Below are 16,722 nucleotides of genomic sequence, written 5' to 3' on the forward strand. Positions count from 1 at the left end.
ATCTAAATATTCAAGTATTTATCTAAATATTCTGAGCGTTCTTTTAAATTTTGCATATACGTATCTTCTGCAAATTCAGAGACAATATTATAACTATATCTTCTAAATGACTGTACAATTTCGTTCAAGCCTGCATTATTCAACTTTAAAGTTACTTGTACAACATCGCGCTCTACCTTTGAAATAAATGCGCCTAGCAAACGTGCATTGTTCGATTCTACAATTTGACTGATTTCACTAAAAGAATAATCTTTAATTCCTTTTTCAACAACCAATACACTTCCTAACTCGTGTAAAAAAGGTGTATCGTTGAAGATACTAATGATATCATTCAATTCATAATAACCTACATAATCGTTCTTTTCATTCAAAATAGGCATAATATTCGACGAGTTTTGAGCAAACGCTTCCAAGACGTCAATCCAATTGGTTTGTTTGCGTACAAAAAACTGTTCTAGTGCATAACGACATTCACTAATTAGTTTGTCGCCTTCAAAACAATGTGAATCTGTCTCAGACAAACATCCTAAATACACGCCATTATCTGAAATGGGAATGTGTGAAAAAGTAAGTTGATTAAAAACCAGTTGAGCTTCTTTTACAGCATCATTAATAGACAATGGTTTCACATCATTCAATATATATTGTGCAATATTCATAGAACAAAAGATTAAGTGCGCAAATTAATTAAAAATTACTACTTCTAAGCATGCTAAGTTTGTATTTTTGTGCTCAGTTTAAAAATATAGCGCAATGACAACGAAACTAAGTGTGAACATTAATAAAATAGCTACGTTGCGAAACTCTCGAGGTGGCGATGTTCCTAATTTGATAAAATTTGCAAAAGATGTACAGGAATATGGTGCAGAAGGAATTACCATTCATCCTCGACCAGACGAGCGTCATATTCGTTACCAAGATGCTCGTGATTTAAAACCAATTGTGCACACAGAATATAATATAGAAGGAAATCCAATTCAAAAGTTCATGGATTTAGTCCTAGAAGTAAAACCTACACAGGTGACCTTGGTGCCAGATGCGGTAGATGCCATTACTTCAAATGCGGGTTGGGATACGATCAAGCATAAAGATTTTTTAACGGAAGTGATTTCCGAATTCAAAAACAACGGAATCCGTACGTCAATATTTGTCGATCCTGTATTAGAAATGATTGATGGCGCCAAAGCAGTAGGAACCGATCGTATTGAATTGTACACAGAAGAGTTTGCACATCAATACAGTTTGGGAAATACAAAAGCGATTCAACCTTATGTTGATTGCGCGGTACGATCTAACGAATTGGGAATTGGTGTAAATGCTGGTCACGATTTAAGTCTAGATAACATTGCTTTCTTCGCCAAAGAAATTCCAGGATTGTTAGAAGTTTCTATTGGACATGCGTTAATTTCTGAGTCTTTATACTTAGGAGTTGAAAATGTTGTCAATATGTATCTCAATAAATTAAAGTCATGATTTTACATTCTAATGTCATTGGAGACGAAGGCAAACCCTTATTAATTTTACATGGTTTCTTGGGAATGTCCGATAACTGGAAAACGCTCGGAAAGAAATTTGCGGCTTCAGGTTTTCAGGCACATTTAATTGATCAGCGAAATCATGGACGTAGTTTTCATTCAGATGAATTTGACTATGATCTCCTTGCGGAAGATTTAAAACGATATTGCGATCATTACAATTTGGAACATATTTCATTAATAGGGCATTCTATGGGTGGAAAAACAGCTATGCTATTTGCTGTGAATTATCCAGAAATGCTAGATAAACTCATCATTGTAGATATTGGGCCAAAATTTTATCCAACACATCACGAGCAAATATTAGCTGGGTTAGCTGCCATTGAGCAAGAAACACTGACCAGTAGAAGTGCGGCAGAAGAGATTATGGAGCAATATGTACATGAATTTGGAACGCGTCAATTCTTACTCAAAAATTTATATTGGCAAGCAGATAAGACTTTAGGCTTACGTATCAACTTAAAATCATTAATTGAAAACGTAGAAGAAGTCGGAGAGCCACTTTCTAGTTTTTCGATTTATGAAAAAGAAACCTTGTTCTTAAAAGGAGATAAATCAGAGTATATTCTAACAGGTGATGAAAAAATAATACAACAACATTTTCCGAAAGCTACGATCCAAGAAATATCAAATGCAGGGCATTGGCTACATGCTGAAAATCCGAAAGAATTTTTTGAAAAATCCTTGCTTTTTTTGAATTCTTAAGAATCGCTTTAAATTTACTATGAATGCATAATAAATTCGTTTAATCCTTGTATTTATCATAATTTATACTAATTTTGAAGCTCTGATTTTACAAAAAATTAACCTTAAATCAACAATTTTTATTTATTATGAAGAAACTATTATTGGTACTGACCATCGCGTTTTCGGCTTCGGTAGTGTATGCTGGAGGATATAGAGTCGGAGTACAGGGTCATAAGCAATTGGCAATGGGACATACGGGAGTTGCAGTCGTAACAAGTGCGGAATCAGCATTTTTCAATCCTGCAGGTTTGGTATATTTAGATGGAGAGCTTAACGTATCACTGGGAGCAGCAGTTGTGCTTTCAAATACATCGTATCAAAACAGAGAGTTCGGATATTCGGCAGAAGCAGATAATCCAGTTGGAACTCCGTTTTATGCATATGGTGCTTATAAAATTAACGATTGGTTATCTGCAGGTTTAGCAGTCTATACACCTTACGGAAGTAGGGTAGAGTGGCCAACAGATTGGGATGGATCACATTTAGTAAACCAAATTGAATTATCGGCAATTTTTGTACAGCCAACATTGGCAATTAAAATTTCTGATAAATTAAGTATTGGTGGTGGACCAATTTATGTGTCTGGAGCTGTAAACTTTAATAGAAACTTATCAAGAAGTTTAACAGATGAAGCAGGAAATCGTTCCAATGTAACTATTGATGCTTCAGGAATCAACGCTTGGGGATATTCTGTAGGAGCTATGTTTCGTCCAACAGAAGACATCAATTTAGGATTTAACTATCGTTCAAAAATTGACATGGACGTAGAACGTGGAGATGGAACGGCAGATTTTGAAAACTTGCCAGGAGCATTAGCGCCAGGTTTCCCTGATGGAGACTTTACAGCATCTTTGCCTTTGCCAGCAGAATTAACTTTCGGAGCTTCTTTTAAGCCAGCAGACAAATGGTTAGTTGCTTTCGATTATACAAGAACATTTTGGGATGCGTACAAATCATTAGATGTTCAGTTCTTTAATTCGGCAGGATTATCTAGAAACCCAAGAAACTACAAAAACTCATCGATCTATAAAATTGGAGCGCAGTACGATGCTACGCAAAAAGTAACTGTTAGAGCAGGTTTTTACTATGATGAATCTCCAATTAGAGATGGATTCTTCGCGCCAGAAACACCAAGACCAGATTCAGTAAACTTTACAGCTGGTTTCTCATATAACCTAAACAGTAGATGGGCAATTGATGCCTCTGTATTATATGTACATTCAAATGAAGTGGACAACTCGTACGATCATTTTGTAGAAGCAGGTCAAAAATTGACTTTTGGAGGAGAATACAAATCGAATGCTTTAGTAGCAGGAATTGGAGTGTCGTACAAATTATAATATCAAAGAGCAGAAAAAGATGAAAAATAATATAAAATATTTAGCAGTATTAGCGTTAGGATTATTTGCTTGTGAACCAGAATTCGATAATCCAATTGACGAAAGCGGAACGTATAGTAGTGGATCGGCAGATTTTACTACGTTTGTTGCCGTTGGAAATTCATTAACAGCAGGTTTCCAAGACGGAACCGTGTTTAGAAGCGGACAACAAAACTCATTTCCAAACATCATGGCAGAGAAATTTGCTCTAGCAGGTGGAGGAACCTTTACACAACCATCATATGCGGATGATGTAAATGATACAGGAGGATTTTTATTAGCTGGAAACCCATTGCCAGGATTTGATACACGTTTGGTAATCGACGCAAGTCAAGGAAGACCAGAGAACTTAAATGTAGCACCAACTGCCGAAGTATCAAGCTTACAAGCTACGGCATACAATAATATGGGAGTTCCAGGAGCAAAATCGTTCCATTTAGGAGCGCCAGGATATGGTAATATTGATAACTTAGCTATTGGAGCAGCAAACCCTTATTATGTACGTCATGCAACAACGCCAAATGCTACGGTAATTGGAGATGCGGTTTCGTTAAATCCTACATTCTTTGCATTATGGATTGGAAACAATGATATCTTATCGTTTGCAACTTCTGGAGGAACAGGAGTAGATAGAACAGGAAACCCTAATGTATTATCGTATGGTTTCAATGATATTACAGATCCAGGTGTATTTGCATTTACATACCAAGGTTTAATAGATGCTTTAACGGCTAACGGAGCAAAAGGTGCTGTAGCTACTTTGCCAGATGTAACATCTATTCCATACTTTACAACAGTTCCTTACAACCCAATTCCAATGGATGCACAAACTGCAGCGCTTGCTAATGGTGGTTATGCATTGTATAATGGAGGATTGCAATTTGCAGCAGCAAATGGTTTAATTACAGCAGATGAAGCGGCACGAAGAACAATTTCGTTCTCTGCAGGTCAAAATGCAGTAGTTATAGTTGATGAAGACTTAACAAATCTTACGGGATCTGGAATTCCAAGCTATAGAATGGCAACGGCAGATGATTTAATGGTATTACCATCTTTAGGATTCATTGGAACCTTTGCAGAACCAGGAAATCCTGCTTCTATAAATGGAGTTGGAGTGCCTTTAGCTGATAATTGGGTATTAACTGCTACAGAAATTCAATTGGTAAGAAATGCTAGAACAGCATACAACAATACGATTGTGGCTATTGCAGCAGCAAATGATTTAGCAGTAGTAGATATGGCTGTGAAATTAGAAGAATTAGTTTCTGGTTTACGTACTGCTGATGGGCAAATTTATACAAACAACTATTTTGATGGTTCTAGTGATGCAGTATCTACGGCAGTATTCTCTTTAGATGGTGTACATCCAAACTCTAGAGGATATGCTATCGTAGCAGATGAATTTATCCGAGTAATCAATGAAAAATATGGTGCAAACGTACCACGAGTAACTGCAGGATATTATCCAGGAGTTACCGTAGTTCCAACGAACTAAGATTTTTAAAAAATATATCTAGAAAAGCACTGAGAAATCGGTGCTTTTTTTATGTGTAAAAGTTTCAAACGAAATGAATTTTAATTGAAAAAAAGAATCTGTAGTGAAGTTTCTGTAATTGCAGTAAAAATAAACTGATACACAATTGTTTAAAAACTTGATTCGCTTTTAAAAATAATGTACTTTTGCAACCCAATTTTCATATCACAAATAAGAAGATGAATATAACAAGAGAAAATATAGATGCGCTTAATGCGGTGGTTACAGTAAACATTGAAAAGGAAGATTACAATGATAAAGTGGCTAAAATCTTAACTGATTATAAAAAAACTGCAAACATTCCAGGATTTAGAAAAGGACATGTTCCTTTAGGATTGGTAAAGAAACAGTATGGAAAAGCAGTATTAGTTGATGAGGTAAACAAACTTTTACAAGAAGGCTTAAATAAATACTTAGTAGAAGAAAAATTAGATATTCTTGGAAATCCATTGCCAAGAATGCAAGAAGAGTTTGACTGGGATGCAGAATCTTTTTCTTTTGAATTTGAATTAGGCTTAGCGCCAGAATTTAATGTTGACTTACAAGAAAATGCAATCACACAATACAATATTGTTGCTGATGAAAAAATGATCGATGGACAAGTAGAGAACATTCGTAAGCAATATGGAAAATTGATCAGTCAAGACGAAATTACAGAAGAATCTGAAGTAACAGGAATCTTTTCTAATGAAGAAAAAGAGATTGAAAACAACGCTACATTCAGTCTAGATAAAATCAAAGGAAAAAGAAACCTAAATAAATTTGTTGGAACTAAAGTTGGTGAAACATTAACTTTAAAAACAAAAGGATTATTCAATGACGATCATGATTTAATGAACTTCTTAAAAGTTGCTCATGATGATGCACATGATTTAGATATTGAAGTTTCTTTCAAAATCAACGAAGCAAACACAAGAGAATTGGCAGAATTGAACCAAGAATTGTTTGACAAGTTATTCGGAGAAGGAAATGTAGCTTCATTAGAAGAAGCAAAAGCGAAAATCAAAGAAGATGCAGAAAGACAATTTGTGCAACAATCTGATCAACGTTTATTAAATGATGTAACAGAAGGTTTAATTGAAAATACAAAATTTGATTTACCAGCTGACTTCTTAAAAAAGTGGATTCAATCTGCAGGTGAGCAAGAATTAACGCCAGAGCAAGCTGAAGAAGAATACACAAAATCTGAAAAAGGATTGCGTTACCAATTAATCCAAGACAGATTGGTAAAAGACAATGAAGTAAAAGTTGAGTTCGAAGATTTGAAAGAATTTGCAAAGCAAATGATCAAAGTGCAAATGGCACAATTTGGACAAATGAATCCTAGTGATGAAGAATTGGAAGGCATTGCTGCTCGAATTTTATCAAACCAAGAAGAAGTTCGTAGATTAACAGATCAATTGTTAAGTCAAAAATTATTAGATCTTTTCAAAGAAAAGGCAAAGCTAGAAACGAAAGAAGTTACTTACGAAAACTTCGTTAAAGAAGTATACGGAGATAGCTAGTAAGAAATAAAATACTTATATTTAAGGCGTTAAAAAAATGATTTTAACGCCTTTTTTAATCAAAAAAATACCAAGACAAGAAATGAACTATAAAAAAGAATTTCATAAATACGCGACTAAACATCACGGTATCAATAATATGTATTACGACAAAATTGTAAGTCGTATGTCTCCATCAACGTTTACAAACCCAGTAGGAATGACGCCTTACATTATTGAAGAGCGTCAAATGAATGTTGCACAAATGGATGTATTTTCTCGTTTAATGATGGACAGAATTATATTCTTAGGAACAGGAATTGACGACCAAGTTGCCAACATTGTACAAGCGCAATTATTATTCATGGAAAGTGTAGATTCGTCGAAAGACATTCAAATCTATATCAATTCTCCTGGAGGAGGCGTATATGCAGGTTTAGGAATTTATGATACCATGCAGTTTATCAAACCAGATGTAGCGACAATCTGTACAGGAATGGCAGCTTCTATGGGAGCAGTTTTACTATGTGCAGGACAAGCAGGAAAACGTTCTGGATTAACACACTCACGTGTAATGATTCACCAACCATTAGGTGGCGCGCAAGGACAAGCGAGTGACATTGAAATTACTGCTAGAGAAATTTTAATATTAAAAGAAGAATTATATAAAATCATTTCAAAACATTCAGGACAATCGTATGAAAAAGTATACGAAGACTCAGATAGAGATTACTGGATGAAAGCTGATAAAGCTAAAGAATACGGAATGATTGATGAAATACTTGTAAGAGAATAAGTCTCTGTACAAGTCAACAACAAGGAATAATGGCGAAAGAAGAATTAGAATGTTCATTCTGTGGTAGAAAAAAACCAGAAACCAATTTATTGATTGCTGGTTTGGATGCACATATCTGCGACAGATGTATTGAGCAAGCCCACGGGATTGTTCTCGAAGAATCAAAACAGTCAAGCAATGATGAATTGTCGTCTGAATTGGTGCTTCGTAAACCAAAACAAATTAAAGCCTTTTTGGATGAGTTTATTATCGGACAAGGCGCTACAAAAAAAGTAATGTCAGTTGCTGTATACAATCACTACAAACGATTGTTACAAGCACCAACAAATGATGATATTGAAATTCAAAAAAGTAATATCATCATGGTTGGACAAACGGGAACCGGAAAAACCTTAATGGCAAAAACCATTGCGCGTATGCTCAATGTTCCGTTAGCTATTGTAGATGCTACAGTATTAACGGAAGCTGGTTATGTTGGAGAAGATGTAGAAAGTATCCTAACACGTTTGTTGCAAGCAGCAGATTATAACTTGGAAAAAGCGGAGCGTGGAATTGTATTTATTGATGAAATAGATAAAATTGCGCGTAAAAGTGACAATCCATCGATTACACGAGATGTTTCTGGAGAAGGCGTGCAGCAAGCATTGTTGAAACTCTTGGAAGGAACTGTTGTAAATGTTCCGCCAAAAGGAGGAAGAAAACATCCGGATCAAAAATTCATCGAAGTGAATACAGAAAATATCTTATTCATTGCAGGTGGAGCTTTTGATGGTATTGATAGAGTTATTACACGCAGATTGAACATGCAGGCAGTTGGATACAGTGCTTCTAAAGATGAAGAAGCTATCGATACTGATAACTTGTTGCAATACATCATTCCGAAAGACTTAAAAGATTTTGGATTAATTCCGGAAATTATTGGTCGTTTGCCTGTGTTGACGCACATGAATCCATTGGATGCAAATACATTGCGTGCTATTTTAACAGAGCCTAAAAATGCGATCATCAAACAATACAAAAAATTATTCGCGATGGATAATATTGAGTTTGATATCTCAGAAGGTGCGTTGGAATTTATTGTAGAAAAAGCAATTCAGTATAAATTAGGTGCGCGTGGATTGCGTTCTTTATGTGAAACCATCCTAACCGATGCAATGTTTGATTTGCCAGGATCGGATGAAAAAGAACTCAAAATCACGAAACCTTATGCGGAGAAAAAGCTATCGAAAGTAGCAATTAAAAAATTGAAAGCAGTATCATAAAACAGCGATAATGCAAATACAAAATTTTTATATCCAATCAATACCGAAACAGTTATTGATTGGATTTTTTATTGGACTTTGGTTGTTTTTATTTCTCTACTTTGTAGAGCCATTTGACATGTATCAATTGCGACCTAACGAACGTGCTTTTGCGTCGTTTGGTTACAGTGTTGTTGGTGTGCTTACATATACATTGCTAATTCCGGTGCAACATCTTTTATATGCGATTCGCAAATCGTGGAGTTGGTTGCATGAAATCGGATTGATTATTTCGTTGCTAGTCTTATCAGGAATAACCAGCTATCTATTCTTCAAGTTTATATTGCTGCCAAACGAACCGAATACCTATGAATTTGGTTTCTTCTTTTCGCAACGAGTAATTCCTACTATGTTTCTCATTCTTCCTGTGATGATTTTTTTACGTTGGATGATGGGAGATAAAACGGTTGCAGAAACCAATACTGAATCCAAAGAAGCTACGATTGTCATTAAAGGAGAAAACAAAGCAGAAGTATTACATATCAAGGAATCTGAATTGGTCTATATCGAATCGGCAAACAATTATGTAAAAGTGTGCTATCTGTTAGCAGGAGAATTAAAAAATGAACTCTTTCGAAACAAGATATCAGTCTTGCAAAAAGAGTTTCCATTCTTATTAAAAACACATCGTTCATTTTTGATCAATCCAATTCATTTTTTGGAATGGAAGCGAGAATCTTCACAAACAATTCTAATTTTAAAACCTGGAATTACAGAAGTTCCGGTTTCCAAAACGTATAAAAAAGCGTTGGTTGAAAAATTCATTAATCCCGCAGAATAAACCGTTCGCCATAGCGGAAAATTTTCACCACTCAAATCGATTCATTCGCCACAAATAGTTGTAAACACTGGGGAAATGTCAGAATATTGAACTGTCAAAACAATTAAAATAGTTCGATATGAAAAAGTCAATACTTAAAATTTCAGCCTTAATAATCGTGGTAATCACAGCATTTTATTGTGAAAGTTGTACCATGGTGTACAGATCTATTGCGCATGGGCAAGCAGATGTTACAGATCATGAATGGCAACCAAGTGTTCCTGTAGAAAAAGGAGCAGATGCATTTATGTTTGCAGCCAAAACAGATACAGAATTAGCTTCTTTTTTAGATGAAACATTGCAAGGAAGTAATACCAATGCTTTTATGGTCATTAAGAACGATACTATTATTTACGAGAAGTATTTTAATGAATATAATGAAAACTCGCTGTTAACTTCCTTTTCGGTAGCAAAGTCGTTTGTGTCCGCTTTGGTAGGAATTGCACAAGGAGAAGGTCTGATTAATGAAAATGAGCCGATTACAATCTACTTGCCAGAATTGTTGAAGCAAGACAAGGATTTTGCTAAAATCACGGTAAGACACTTGCTAGACATGCAAAGCGGAATCAAATTTGACGAATATCCAGTCTTAAATCCATTTACAGGAATGGCACGTTTATATTACGGAACCAACATTCGTACAAAAGTTACGCACGGAATGACAATTGAAGAAGCGCCAGGACGTTTTAATTACCGAAGTATTGATACGCAAGTATTAGGTGTGATCTTAGAACGTGTGACGCAAATGCCATTGGAAGAATACTTGTCTGAAAAACTCTGGAAACCTCTTGGTATGAAATCTGATGCTACTTGGACGGTAGATAGTGAGCGTAACAAAATGGTAAAATCATTCTGTTGTTTAAATGCTACAGCAGAAGACTTTGCAAAGTTAGGAAGATTGTACTTAAATGGCGGAAAATACAATGGAGTTCAAATCGTTCCAGAAGCTTGGGTTGCTAAAACGGATAGCGGAAAAAAGATCAGAAGTCATTATGGCTACAAAAATAAATGGTGGACAAGTTCGCATTATGAAGTTTTTGAGACAGAAGATGAAGGTGAAGCGTATGCAAAAGCTAACAATAAGCAGTTTCTACGAACGAAAAAGCTAAAAAACGGCAAGTATGTGTCTTACTTTCAAGGAGACGATTACAATGCACTAGGAATCCTTGGGCAGCATGTATATGTAAATCCAACCGAAAATATCATTGTGGTACGTTTAGGGGATTATTGGAGGCATAACAAATTCTATCTTTCAGAATTAATTTATACTTATGTAGGGAATGGAAGATACAAGAAAATGTTGCAAAAAAGGAAACCGCAGCCAAGCTCATTGTAAAAAATTAATGATCATTAATCATAACTATTTTAAAAGTCCTGTAAAAAGGGCTTTTTTTGTTTTAAAACAATCTAATCAAGTGAAAAACAATTTATAGTTTTATAGTATAGTGTCATTTGATACTATCAATCTACTTTAAAAAAATTAAATCACAGTTGAAAATAGTACAAGAAATTCAAATTAAAAGCTATGAAGAGAAGCTTCATGATTTATTAGGGAAATCGATCATGCAAGTAAATTATTATGAGTTAAAATATGATGAGCCTCTATGGGATGAAAAGACACACCATAGCTTAGATTTTGGGATTGAAATTGTTACGAATGAAAATAAGCAATATTATTTTATTTGGGGACAAGAATTTACACAGTTTGATGTGAAGTTTGAGAAAGGAGATATCTTGAAGGAATTTGCTTCTATAGATTCATTTAATAAATATGATGTAGCGAATACGTCATATTGGAAACTCTTGAAAGGAAAAGCAATTAAAAGCATTCACGTAAGTTGGTCTTATTGGAGTTTTTTAGAGAGAAAAGAAAAACACTATTATCCGCAAGATGTGATTATAGTATTTGAAGACAATAAAAAAGTAATCATTTCAGCATTAGAAATGGTAGATGGAAAAGCTGTAAATATGAAAGATCATATCAGCGTATTTTTTGATGAAGAGCTCTTTCGGAAAATTAAAAACGAATCTTAACCAAATAAAAAAAGGAACGCAAACGCGTTCCTTTTTGGGCAATATCAGTATTATTTACAATTACTCCACGATAATGAACTCGATTCTACGGTTCGTCTCGTGTTGCGCCTCTGTACACTTTGATCCACAATCCTCTAAAGGTTGTGATTCTCCATATCCATTAGAAATCACACGGCTAGCATCTACTCCTTTAGATAATAGATAGTTTCTTGCAGCAGAAGCTCTCTTGTTAGATAACTTCGTGTTGTAATTTGCTCTACCTCTGTTGTCAGTGTGCGCGTTGATTTCAATTGTCATTTCTGGGTTCTCATTCATAACTTCTACAATCTTGTTTAAAGATAATGTAGATTCGTTTTTAAGAATCCATTTGTTGTAATCAAAATAGATGTTTTCAATTTTGATCATCATTTTTTCTTCTTCTACTACGATTTCAGCTTTAGCTTGTGGCAATTTAATTGTCAACTGGTGCTTGTAATCGTCTCCTCTAAATGATTCAAATTCTTCTTCTGTTGCGATGAAACCATCTTTAGAAGCATTTAAAGTATATGAGTTGTAAGGAATTATAGTTGTTGTAAAAATTCCTTTATCATCTGTTGTAATTTTGTCAACAATACGACCGTACGCATCAACTATCGTTACCGTAGCATTTGGTAAAATCATGTTTGTTTTATAATCTACAATTGTTCCTTGTAAAACTTGTGTAGTTTTTACTCTCTTAAAATAGTAGATATCGTTTCCACCTTTTCCACCTGCACGGTTAGAAGTAAAGAAACCAGAATTTGTTTGATCCATCATGAATCCAAAATCATCTTCTGTACTATTTAAAGAACTTCCCATGTTTACAGGGAAATTGAATTTTCCGTTGATAATTTTACTTTCAAAAACATCCAAACCACCTAAGTTATAATGTCCGTTAGAAGAGAAATATAAAGCACTGTTGTCTCCCATGATGTATGGAAATCTTTCGTCTTTGTGTGTGTTGATCTCACTTCCTAAGTTCTTTGGTGCTGAGTACGATCCGTCTTCGTTAATAGTAACTGAGAAGATATCATATCCACCTTTTGAACCTGGCATGTTAGATGAAAAGTAAATTGTTTTGTTATCTGGAGATAATACTGGATTTTCGATTGCGTATCCTTCTACATTAAAAGGAAGCATTTCAAAATTTGTCCATTGGTATTCTGGCATTTCTCCTCGGAAGATTTTTAAGTTATGCTGACCGTTTTCTTCAACACTTCTTGTAAAGAAAACAACATTTTGCGCATCATTTAATGCAACTGAACCTTCATGATTTTCTCTAGTGTTGATAGCTCTAGAAAAATTCACTAAGTTTTTGATGTCTCCTTTTTGATTTAAATCTCCACAGTATAAGTTGTGAAATCCTGTATTAGTGTTCTTGTCTTTCTTTCCAAAAAATGCCCCAATTTTTTTTGCAGAAGAAACAATCACTTTATCTCTAAAGAATGCAGTTGCATGCTCTGAGTATTTTGTGTTAATGTTAAGATTTTTGAATTCGTACATGTATCCGTTTGGATCCAAAGCTTTGATCGCTCGGTTTTCCATGCTTTTTGCTGCTACATTTGTGTAGGTTTCACTAGTCTCAATCGCTTCTGCCTCTGGCCCTTGTGCAGTTGCGAAAGTTACTGTGAACAGTGCTGTAAGAACTAGCACCGTTGGTGTAAACTTTCTCATTTTAAAATTTGGTATTGTACTATTGTTAATAATCTGATAACGTAAAGATAAAGCGGCATTTCAGATACTTACATTTTTTTAGATAAATGACATGAATATCCGATAAGGAGTATGAAAAGCTGAAACTACAGGAAAAAAACCAGGTATTTTCCCCTATAAAAAGGGCTATTTCCTTGATTTAGAAAGGGTAGACTTATGAGTTCATTGCGAGTAATTCGTCCAAATATAAACGCTGATTTGACAGTCTAGGAATTTTGTGTTGACCGCCAAGTTTGTCCTTCTTTTTGAGCCAATCATAAAATAATCCGGGACGTGCTATATTTAATTTTAAACTATTTAAAGTCATATTATTAAAACGCTTTGCTTCGTAATCGGAATTAATATTTTGAAGCGCTTCATCCAAAAGGAATGCAAATTCTCCGATATTTTCAGGTGCTTTTTTAAATTCTATAATCCATTCGTGCGCACCTTTTTCACCATCGTGCATAAAAATAGGTCCAGCCGTGTATTCTACAATTTTGGATTTTGTAGCAGCACAAACGCGACGTAATGCATCTTCAGCATTTTCAATAATTAACTCTTCACCAAATACATTAATATGATGTTTGGTTCTTCCAGTAACTTTTACACGATAAGGATCAACAGAAGTAAAACGAATAGTATCACCAATCATATAACGCCACAAACCACCATTGGTGGTAATGACGACAGCGTAGTTTTGATCTACTTCCACGTCCGATAACGGAATTACTTTCTGATCAGGTGTATGAAAAGTGTCCATAGGAATGAACTCGTAAAAAATTCCATAATCGAGCATTAATAATAATTCATCAGAATCATTTCGATCTTGAATCGCGAAGAAACCTTCAGAAGCATTGTAAATTTCGTAATATTTAAATTTGTCACTTGGCAACAAATTGCGGTATTGCTCTTCGTATGGAGCAAAACTTACACCACCGTGAAAATATGCTTCTAGATTCGGCCAAACTTCAAACAAATTTGCTTTTTGAGTTTGTTCTAAAACTTCATTCATTAATACCAACATCCATGATGGAACACCAGCCAAACTAGTCACGTTTTCGCGTAAAGTTTCTTTAATGATTGCATCAATCTTAACTTCCCAATCGCCCATAAGCGATACTTTGCTACTTGGTGTACTGCTAAATTCTGCCCAAAGCGGTAAATTATCAATCAAAATGGCAGATAAATCACCGTAATAAGTTCCGTTTTGTTCGTACAATTCTTTGCTTCCGCCCAAGCGTAAACTTTTTCCGTTAAATAATTGTGCGCCAGGATTGTTGTTTAAATACATGCACAACAAGTCTTTGCTGGCTGCATAATGACAATGTTCTAATGAAACATCACTTACGGGAATAAATTTACTTTTTGCATTCGTAGTTCCACTCGATTTGGCAAACCATTTAATGGGTTTTGGCCAAAAAATATTCGATTCTCCTCGGCGAGCACGTTCTATCATTCCTTGAATATCTTCATAGGTAGTTACAGGAATTCGTTCAGAAAATGTTTTGTAATCAGTAATCGTAGCAAATTCATATTGCTCTCCGATTTCTGTTTTTTTCGCAGTACTCAATAAGTTCATCAGCAGCTCTAACTGAACTTCATTTGGGTTTTTCAAAAAGTGCTCAATCTGAGAGATGCGCTTTTTCAAAAACCAAGAAGCGATAGAATTTACTAATGGTATCGGCATGGTGTATCTTAGGTTATTCGGTTGTGATTTTAGTTGTTAAAATATGGCTACTCGCAAAAAGTTTGTTACTTTCGTTGACGCTTTTCTTTCGATGTAAGCATAGTTTAAGTGAATAAAAATAGCAAAAATCTTTAATGATGTACAAAGGTGTTTTAACAAAAATGCAAACTGAGTTCGGAAATCCGATTCAATATTACCTAAATTTTGAAGATGATTTCCTGAATATGAATCAATTACTTACAAAAACACTTCGCTTAGATTTTGAAGAATTTGAGTGCTTAAATTGTCACTTAAACAAGCAAATTTACCGTCAGGGATTTTGTAAAAGCTGTTTTTTTGAGATTCCAGTGGCTGGCGATTGGATTATGCGTCCAGAATTAAGTACGGCACATTTAGGAATTGAAGATCGCGATTTGGAGTATGAGAAAAAGGTACAATTGCAACCACATATTGTGTATTTGGCATTGTCTAGTGAAGTGAAAGTTGGTGTGACTCGTAAACCACAAGTTCCGACGCGTTGGATTGATCAAGGAGCTGTAAAAGCTGTAGAAATTGTTGAAGTGCCTAATCGATATTTGGCAGGAATTACGGAAGTTGCTTTGAAAGCGCATGTTTCCGATAAAACGAATTGGCGAAAAATGCTGCAAAATTTAAATGAAGATGCAGATTTGTTAGCCAAGAAAGAAGAGTTACAACAATATATTCCAGAAGAAGCGCAAGATTATTATTTGCAAAATAGGGAAGTAGTAGAACTCGATTTTCCAGTGCTTTCGTATCCTGAAAAAGTAAAAAGTTTAAATCTTAGCAAAACGCCAAGTTATGAAGGTGTACTTAAAGGAATCAAAGGACAGTATTTAATTTTTGAAGATAATACTGTTTTTAATGTGCGTGGAAATGAAGGTTTGGTGGTGCGTTTGGGGATTTCTTGATTTTGTTTATTCGTTTTTTTGTTGATTTGTCAATTTGATGCTTTTGAAACGTCTCATTACTCACTACTAGATTCTCACTACTTCTAAAAAGTTTGTCACGAATTCACGAATGATTTTTCGGTTACTTTTTTTGTATAAATAATTGTCACAAATGCTGCGTTCTTGAAAGATATTTAATTCTGAGCTAGAAACGTCTGATCGAGTGAGATCTTGGAAAGATTTTGTATCGAGAGCTACTTTGATTTTGAAGTGTCTCACTACTCAAGACTAAGTTCTCACTACTTCTAAAAAGTTTGTCACGAATTCATGAATGATTTTTTGGTTATTTTTTTGTGTAAATAATTGTCACAAATGCTGCGTTCTTGAAAGATATTTAATTCTGAACTAGAAACGTCTGATCGAGTGAAGTCTTGGAAATATTTTGTATCGAGAGCTGCTTTGCTTTTGAAGTGTCTCACTACTCACTACTAGATTCTCACTACTTCTATAAAGTTTGTCACGAATTCACGAATGATTTTTCGGTTACTTTTTTGTGTAAATAATTGTCACAAATGCTGCGTTCTTAAAAGATATTTAATTCTGAGCTAGAAACGTCTGATCGAGTGAGATCTTGGAAAGATTTTGTATCGAGAGCTACTTTGATTTTGAAGTGTCTCAATACTCACTACTAGATTCTGAATACTTCAAAAAAGTTTGTCACGAATTCACGAATGATTTTTCGGTTACTTTTTTGTGTAAATAATTGTCACAAATGCTGCGTTCT

14 protein-coding genes are annotated in these 16,722 nt (G+C 34.8%); 11 read left to right on the top strand and 3 right to left on the bottom strand.

The genetic code is table 11. From position 1 onward, the window contains the following. Positions 1 to 2 precede the first annotated feature (2 nt). Positions 3 to 659: an acetoin utilization protein acuB gene (locus tag Q0845_RS02700; protein ID WP_298508717.1), complete on the bottom strand. Its 657-nt coding sequence runs from the start codon at positions 657 to 659 to the stop codon at positions 3 to 5. Between the two features lie 94 nt (positions 660 to 753). On the opposite strand from Q0845_RS02700, the gene Q0845_RS02705 reads away from it, so the two are divergent. The 10 genes from Q0845_RS02705 to Q0845_RS02750 all read left to right on the top strand — a co-directional run bounded on the left by Q0845_RS02705 (position 754) and on the right by Q0845_RS02750 (position 11,630). Continuing rightward, on the top strand, positions 754 to 1,473 hold the full coding sequence (locus Q0845_RS02705; protein ID WP_298508720.1) for a pyridoxine 5'-phosphate synthase: 720 nt from the start codon (positions 754 to 756) through the stop codon (positions 1,471 to 1,473). After that, a complete protein-coding gene (locus Q0845_RS02710) occupies positions 1,470 to 2,240 on the top strand; it encodes an alpha/beta fold hydrolase (protein ID WP_298508722.1) in 771 nt (256 codons plus the stop codon). Before Q0845_RS02705 ends, Q0845_RS02710 begins: the two co-directional genes overlap by 4 nt. Positions 2,241 to 2,368: 128 nt before the next feature. Then, positions 2,369 to 3,622: an OmpP1/FadL family transporter gene (locus tag Q0845_RS02715; protein WP_298508725.1), complete on the top strand. Its 1,254-nt coding sequence runs from the start codon at positions 2,369 to 2,371 to the stop codon at positions 3,620 to 3,622. Positions 3,623 to 3,641: 19 nt separating this feature from the next. Then, the gene (locus Q0845_RS02720; protein ID WP_298508727.1) at positions 3,642 to 5,156 is read left to right on the top strand and encodes a G-D-S-L family lipolytic protein; all 1,515 of its coding nucleotides are present in this window, start codon (positions 3,642 to 3,644) and stop codon (positions 5,154 to 5,156) included. 218 nt (positions 5,157 to 5,374) lie between these two features. Then, positions 5,375 to 6,700, top strand: coding sequence for a trigger factor (tig, locus tag Q0845_RS02725; protein ID WP_298508731.1), 1,326 nt, complete (start codon positions 5,375 to 5,377; stop codon positions 6,698 to 6,700). Positions 6,701 to 6,782: 82 nt separating this feature from the next. Continuing rightward, positions 6,783 to 7,475, top strand: a complete 693-nt coding sequence (gene clpP, locus Q0845_RS02730) for an ATP-dependent Clp endopeptidase proteolytic subunit ClpP (RefSeq protein WP_298508768.1) — start codon at positions 6,783 to 6,785, stop codon at positions 7,473 to 7,475. Between the two features lie 29 nt (positions 7,476 to 7,504). Next, a complete protein-coding gene (clpX, locus tag Q0845_RS02735; RefSeq protein WP_298508734.1) occupies positions 7,505 to 8,737 on the top strand; it encodes an ATP-dependent Clp protease ATP-binding subunit ClpX in 1,233 nt (410 codons plus the stop codon). Between the two features lie 10 nt (positions 8,738 to 8,747). Then, on the top strand, positions 8,748 to 9,557 hold the full coding sequence (locus tag Q0845_RS02740; RefSeq protein WP_298508736.1) for a LytTR family DNA-binding domain-containing protein: 810 nt from the start codon (positions 8,748 to 8,750) through the stop codon (positions 9,555 to 9,557). A 118-nt stretch (positions 9,558 to 9,675) separates the two neighbouring features. Further along, positions 9,676 to 10,932: a serine hydrolase gene (locus Q0845_RS02745; RefSeq protein ID WP_298508739.1), complete on the top strand. Its 1,257-nt coding sequence runs from the start codon at positions 9,676 to 9,678 to the stop codon at positions 10,930 to 10,932. Between the two features lie 155 nt (positions 10,933 to 11,087). Continuing rightward, positions 11,088 to 11,630, top strand: a complete 543-nt coding sequence (locus tag Q0845_RS02750) for a hypothetical protein (protein WP_298508742.1) — start codon at positions 11,088 to 11,090, stop codon at positions 11,628 to 11,630. Positions 11,631 to 11,690: 60 nt separating this feature from the next. Here Q0845_RS02750 and Q0845_RS02755 read toward each other — a convergent pair whose 3' ends face one another. Both Q0845_RS02755 and Q0845_RS02760 read right to left on the bottom strand, forming a co-directional pair. Further along, positions 11,691 to 13,322 (bottom strand): OmpA family protein, encoded by a 1,632-nt coding sequence (locus Q0845_RS02755; RefSeq protein WP_298508744.1) that lies wholly within the window; start codon positions 13,320 to 13,322, stop codon positions 11,691 to 11,693. 193 nt (positions 13,323 to 13,515) lie between these two features. Next, positions 13,516 to 15,030 carry a GH3 auxin-responsive promoter family protein gene (locus Q0845_RS02760; protein ID WP_298508747.1) on the bottom strand — a complete coding sequence of 505 codons (1,515 nt, stop codon included), beginning with the start codon at positions 15,028 to 15,030 and terminating at the stop codon, positions 13,516 to 13,518. A 134-nt stretch (positions 15,031 to 15,164) separates the two neighbouring features. On the opposite strand from Q0845_RS02760, the gene Q0845_RS02765 reads away from it, so the two are divergent. Continuing rightward, positions 15,165 to 15,959, top strand: coding sequence for a DUF2797 domain-containing protein (locus Q0845_RS02765; protein ID WP_298508749.1), 795 nt, complete (start codon positions 15,165 to 15,167; stop codon positions 15,957 to 15,959). The last annotated feature ends 763 nt before the right edge of the window (positions 15,960 to 16,722 follow it).

Source organism: uncultured Kordia sp., assembly GCF_947489565.1.
Lineage (GTDB): Bacteria > Bacteroidota > Bacteroidia > Flavobacteriales > Flavobacteriaceae > Kordia.

Coding starts and splice junctions, on each gene's coding strand:
- Q0845_RS02700 (WP_298508717.1), bottom strand. CDS start 659: ATGAATATTGCACAATATATATTGAATGATGTGAAACCATTGTCTATT.
- Q0845_RS02705 (WP_298508720.1), top strand. CDS start 754: ATGACAACGAAACTAAGTGTGAACATTAATAAAATAGCTACGTTGCGA.
- Q0845_RS02710 (WP_298508722.1), top strand. CDS start 1,470: ATGATTTTACATTCTAATGTCATTGGAGACGAAGGCAAACCCTTATTA.
- Q0845_RS02715 (WP_298508725.1), top strand. CDS start 2,369: ATGAAGAAACTATTATTGGTACTGACCATCGCGTTTTCGGCTTCGGTA.
- Q0845_RS02720 (WP_298508727.1), top strand. CDS start 3,642: ATGAAAAATAATATAAAATATTTAGCAGTATTAGCGTTAGGATTATTT.
- tig (WP_298508731.1), top strand. CDS start 5,375: ATGAATATAACAAGAGAAAATATAGATGCGCTTAATGCGGTGGTTACA.
- clpP (WP_298508768.1), top strand. CDS start 6,783: ATGAACTATAAAAAAGAATTTCATAAATACGCGACTAAACATCACGGT.
- clpX (WP_298508734.1), top strand. CDS start 7,505: ATGGCGAAAGAAGAATTAGAATGTTCATTCTGTGGTAGAAAAAAACCA.
- Q0845_RS02740 (WP_298508736.1), top strand. CDS start 8,748: ATGCAAATACAAAATTTTTATATCCAATCAATACCGAAACAGTTATTG.
- Q0845_RS02745 (WP_298508739.1), top strand. CDS start 9,676: ATGAAAAAGTCAATACTTAAAATTTCAGCCTTAATAATCGTGGTAATC.
- Q0845_RS02755 (WP_298508744.1), bottom strand. CDS start 13,322: ATGAGAAAGTTTACACCAACGGTGCTAGTTCTTACAGCACTGTTCACA.
- Q0845_RS02760 (WP_298508747.1), bottom strand. CDS start 15,030: ATGCCGATACCATTAGTAAATTCTATCGCTTCTTGGTTTTTGAAAAAG.
- Q0845_RS02765 (WP_298508749.1), top strand. CDS start 15,165: ATGATGTACAAAGGTGTTTTAACAAAAATGCAAACTGAGTTCGGAAAT.